The sequence below is a fragment of the Mesorhizobium sp. M5C.F.Ca.IN.020.32.2.1 genome (assembly GCF_004023105.1).
GTDB lineage: Bacteria > Pseudomonadota > Alphaproteobacteria > Rhizobiales > Rhizobiaceae > Mesorhizobium > Mesorhizobium wenxiniae.
In genome coordinates this window covers 1-4507 of record NZ_RZSX01000535.1, presented here as the reverse complement: position 1 = coordinate 4507, position 4507 = coordinate 1, and the positions used below count along the sequence as shown (strand labels likewise).

The 4507-nt window shown below is 64.2% G+C and carries 5 protein-coding genes; 2 read left to right on the top strand and 3 right to left on the bottom strand.

Annotated features, from left to right (window positions below; genetic code table 11):
* A partial coding sequence (locus EOA86_RS23665) for a co-chaperone GroES (RefSeq protein ID WP_164891929.1) occupies positions 1 to 202 on the bottom strand: 202 nt, incomplete at its 3' end.
* A 322-nt stretch (positions 203 to 524) separates the two neighbouring features.
* Between EOA86_RS23665 and EOA86_RS23660 the strand changes: the two genes are divergently transcribed.
* A complete protein-coding gene (locus tag EOA86_RS23660; protein WP_128343864.1) occupies positions 525 to 1460 on the top strand; it encodes a helix-turn-helix domain-containing GNAT family N-acetyltransferase in 936 nt (311 codons plus the stop codon).
* A 7-nt stretch (positions 1461 to 1467) separates the two neighbouring features.
* On the opposite strand, the gene EOA86_RS23655 is transcribed toward EOA86_RS23660, so the two are convergent.
* Positions 1468 to 2301, bottom strand: coding sequence for an AraC family transcriptional regulator (locus EOA86_RS23655; RefSeq protein ID WP_127211633.1), 834 nt, complete (start codon positions 2299 to 2301; stop codon positions 1468 to 1470).
* A 192-nt stretch (positions 2302 to 2493) separates the two neighbouring features.
* On the opposite strand from EOA86_RS23655, the gene EOA86_RS23650 reads away from it, so the two are divergent.
* The gene (locus EOA86_RS23650; protein WP_128343862.1) at positions 2494 to 4011 is read left to right on the top strand and encodes a winged helix-turn-helix domain-containing protein; all 1518 of its coding nucleotides are present in this window, start codon (positions 2494 to 2496) and stop codon (positions 4009 to 4011) included.
* Here EOA86_RS23650 and EOA86_RS23645 read toward each other — a convergent pair.
* Positions 4008 to 4337, bottom strand: a complete 330-nt coding sequence (locus EOA86_RS23645) for a hypothetical protein (RefSeq protein ID WP_245486003.1) — start codon at positions 4335 to 4337, stop codon at positions 4008 to 4010. The genes EOA86_RS23650 and EOA86_RS23645 overlap by 4 nt on opposite strands.
* Positions 4338 to 4507: the final 170 nt, after the last annotated feature.

The following is a 4507-nucleotide window of genomic DNA, read 5'->3' as shown; positions in this document are numbered from 1 at the left end:
TGCGATCGCCGGCCTTGACGTCCAGCGGGACGAGCTTGCCGGCTTCGTCGCGGGCGCCGGAACCAACGGCGATGATCTCGCCTTCCTGCGGCTTTTCCTTCGCCGTATCCGGGATGATGATCCCGCCGGCAGTCTTGGATTCGGATTCAACCCGGCGTACGACCACGCGGTCATGAAGCGGGCGGAACTTCGACTTTGCCATTTTTTATTCCTCGATGAGAATGGTGAGAACAGTTCCTCCATCCGGCGGCGCCGGACCTACGTTAGCACTCACCAATGGCGAGTGCTAACGTGGTGGTGAGATAAGCCGGCGGCTGGCGAGAGTCAAGGCGCTGAGTGAGCCGATCAACGCCCGGCAGTGAATTACTGGGGCCCCGGCGAAGCAAGCACCAACAGCGAGCATCGTCCGCCAGCGGATAGCAGTCGCTGGGCACGACTCGCACCGGACAATGCGGATGACCTGCTTCAAACAGATACTTGACTAAGTCAAGTAAGTGGTTGATCTTGTGCGGCAGGAGGATGCCATGACGATTCATCATCAACCCGGCAAGGAGCGGATCGATGCGGTGCGGGGCTTCAACCGCTTCTACACCCGCCAGATCGGCCTGCTCGACGAAGGGCTGCTGAAAAGCGCCTTCTCGCTGACCGAGGCTCGTGTGCTCTATGAACTGGCGCATCGCGATGGCCTGACCGCCACCGATCTTGCGCGCGATCTCGGTCTCGACCCCGGCTACCTCAGCCGGTTGCTGAAAAAGTTCGAGGAGCGCGGCCTGGTCGAGCGCGCCGCGACGCAAGCCGATGCGCGGCGCTCGTCGATAGCGCTGACGCCGGCGGGGAGGGTGGCCTTCGCGCCGCTGAACCAGGGTTCGCACGATCAGGTCGCGGCCTTGCTCGACCGGCTTCCCGCCCCGGAACAGGAAAGGCTGGTCAAGGCGATGCAGACGGTGCAGCACCTGCTCGGCGAAGGCACGGAGGCCAAAATTCCCTACATGCTGCGACCTTTGCAGGTCGGCGATATCGGCTGGATCATCCATCGCCAGGGCCTGCTCTACGCGCAGGAATATGGCTGGGACGAGACCTACGAGGCGCTGGTCGCCGAAATCCTCGGCGCCTTCGTCAAATCCTTCGATCCGAAATGGGAACGCAGTTGGATCGCCGAGCGGGAGGGCGAAGTCGTCGGCTCGGTCTTTGTCGTGCGCCAGTCGGACGCGGTGGCGAAGCTGCGCCTGCTCTATGTCGAACCCTCGGCGCGCGGTCTCGGCATCGGCAGGCGGCTGGTCGAGGAATGCATCGGCTTTGCCCGGGCGAAGGGATACAAGACGTTGACGCTGTGGACCAATGACGTGCTCACCTCAGCGCGCCGCATCTACGAGGCGGCCGGTTTCAAATTGGCCGACGAGGAGCGTCACCACGCCTTCGGCAAGGATCTGGTCGGCCAGAACTGGAACCTGGAGCTGTAGTGGTGCTTTAGGCCTTGACCGGTATCCAGATTTCCAGCCCGCCATTGCCGCTGCGCGGATCGAATTCGGGGCCGTAGCGCTCGAATTCGGGCGCATCGGCGACCTCGTGCCCGGAGGCCGGCAGCCATTTGTTCCAGATCGTGTTGACCGTGCGGCGGATGGTCGAGATGTGGTCACGGTGGGCGAACACGGCGTATTTCTGCGCCGGCACGCGCACGCGCGAAAATTCCCTCGGCAGGTCCGAAAAATCGGACACTTCGACTCCGGCGACATAGTCGAAATTGCCTGCATCGTCACCGTTGACGCAGACGCCATAGGCGACGTCGCCGATCTCGTCTGGAATGTTGCCGATATAGGGGCCGAACCGCTGCCATTGTATCGGGATGCCGGCGCTCGTTTCGCAGCTGTAGCGTTCGCCGAGACCGGCGATGAGAAACGGCCGGCTGGTTTCGAAGCGCGGCGGCTCGAGGTTGGTGAGGAAGGACTGGTCCATCAGGATCGGCTCCACGAGATCGAGATTGTCGAGCGAGCCTTGCGCGCGCACCAGTTCCGGCGTGGTGCCGAACTGGTCGCGGAAGGCGCGGGTGAAGGCCTCATGCGAGGCGTAGCCGGCGTCCAGCGCGACCGAGAGGATGTCGGGTGCGCCGGCGGCGAGCCTGCGCGCCGCCTCGGTAAGCCGGCGAGAACGCACGTACCCCATCACCGAACGGCCGGTCGCCGCACCGAAAGCCCGCGTCACGTGAAAGCGCGACACGCCACTGCTCTTGGCGACATCGTCGAGCGAGACTGCTTCCGGCAAATGGCTTTCGACGAACCACAGCGCTTTCTCGGTCGGGTTCATATTGCTCCTTGCATTGGCCAAATCATGCTGCCGTCTTTCCGCACGGTCAGTTTGATCGAAATTGCGCCTCCCGCAAAATCCAACGATCGTGATCGCGAACTCCCTTCGACAGCTGTCCCGTCCGCTACCGCGTCAGACGGCTCTTGACGTGGCGTCCATGCGGCATCTCAATGCGTTGTCAGGGAGGTGCCGGTGACAATCACGGCTGCCGATCAGGTCTTTCGCTTCGGCGGGTTCACGCTGGATCTCGCCAGGGGAACGCTGCGCGGTCCCGACGGGCCGATATTCCTCCGCCCAAAAGCCTATGTCCTGCTGAAGCACCTCTGTCGCAACATGGGCCGTGTCGTGCCGAAATCGGAGCTGATGGAAGTTGCCTGGCCCGGCATCTTCGTCACCGAGGATTCCCTGACGCAATCGATCCGCGAGATCCGCAAAGCGATCGGCGAGGATATGGTTCGCACCGTCTCCAAGAGAGGCTACATGCTGGCGGCCGAAGCCGAGCAATCGCCGGAGATCGGCGTGCAACCGATCGTGGCAGTGCTGCGCTTCCGCAATGAAGGCGGCGATCCGGCGGACGAGGCGATTGTCGATGGCTTCGCCGAGGATATCATCAACGGGCTGGCACGCTTCGGAACCGTCACCGTCCTGGCGCGCAACTCGAGCTTTTCCTTTGCCTCATTCGCGCGCGCGGAGTGGCCGCAAATCCGTTCGCGCATCGGCGCGGACTTCATCGTCGAAGGATCGGTGCGTCGTCAGGGCGAACACGTGGTGGCGGCCGTCAACCTCATCGACACCGCGAGCGCCAGCCAGCTCTGGGGCGACCGCTATCAGTCTCGCGGCACCGGCCTGTTCGAGATCGAGCAGGAGATCGTCGAGCAGATTGTTGGCAGGCTGGTGACGCGGGTCAACAATGCCGGCCTGCAGCAGGCCTCACGCAAGCCGATCACCAGCCTTGCCGCCTATGAACTGGCGCTGCGTGGCTTCGCGCTGCTGCGCGATCCTGCCCAGACCGACCAGCGAGGCGCCGAGGCGTTGTTCGAGGCGGCCATCGCCAAGGACCCGACCTATGGCCTGGCCTACACCTACCTCGCTTTGGCGCGCGCATTGGATGGAGAATTCGGGCGTGCCAGCGACGCGGTGCTGGAAAACGCCCGCGACCTTGCCGACAAGGGTCTGTCGCTCTCGCCGGACCAGGCGACCGGCCATCGGGTGCAGTCGCTGGTGCGACTCTATATGCGCGACCATGAAGCGGCCGAGCACCACATGCGCATCGCGCTGCAGCTCAACCCTTATGACGCCGACAGCATCGAGCAGATGGGCATGCTGCTTACAATGCGCGGTAGACCGCTCGAGGCGCTGACCTGGCTGGCGCGCGGCATCCGCATCGACCCCTTGCACCCGCACTGGTACCAGTTCGATCGCGCGCTGGCGCTCTACATGATGGGCGAATACCGGCAGGCGGCGGAGGCGTTGGAGCTTGCCACACGCCCGGCGCCGTGGATCCGCACGCGACTCGCCGCCTGCTACGCCCAGATGGGCGAGATGGAACGGGCGAGGCGGCAGGTCGCCCTCATCGACGAGGGCGATCCGTTTTCGCCGGTCGACTATGCGTTGCGCGGCGTCCCGTTCGAGAATCAGGCCGACGCGGATCATCTCGCCGAAGGCGTTATGCTTGCGCTTGGGCGGCAGGCTGCGCCCGGGGTCGGTTAATCGACGACAACGACGATATAGCGGCCTTGATAGGCTCGATAGTAGGTGCCGCCGCAACGCCAGACGGCGAAGCCGTTGACCTTGGTGCGCACGCAGCCCGCGGGCAGCGCGGGGACCCAGGCTGTAGTGTGCCGGAGCACGCGCCATGTGGTGCGCCGTGCGACGCCTGCGGCACTCCGGGGCGTCCAGGGCTGGCCGACTCGGGCCTCGGCCTGGCTGACCAGCGACAGCGCCGGCGCGGCGATGCCGATGATCTCGACGGCGGCGAGGCCGACCGCGAGCAATGCAGCGGCCGAGCGGAATTTATTCGCGGATTTCAGAGGCATTTTTTTCGTCTCTCCTGATGTTGATCGAAGGTCAGTGGGATGACGCGACTGGCCGGGCAGTGCCCGCCAGAACCGCGAGGTGGGCAACCACGAACAGCCAATGTGCCGCGGTCGTCGCGTAGCCGACGATGAGCACGTCGGCGGCGATGAAGAACTGCCAGAACAAGAGG

Excerpts from the sequence above, each read along its gene's own strand:
- EOA86_RS23655 (WP_127211633.1), bottom strand. The coding sequence starts at position 2,301 with ATGAACCCGACCGAGAAAGCGCTGTGGTTCGTCGAAAGCCATTTGCCG.
- EOA86_RS23645 (WP_245486003.1), bottom strand. The coding sequence starts at position 4,337 with ATGCCTCTGAAATCCGCGAATAAATTCCGCTCGGCCGCTGCATTGCTC.
- EOA86_RS23660 (WP_128343864.1), top strand. The coding sequence starts at position 525 with ATGACGATTCATCATCAACCCGGCAAGGAGCGGATCGATGCGGTGCGG.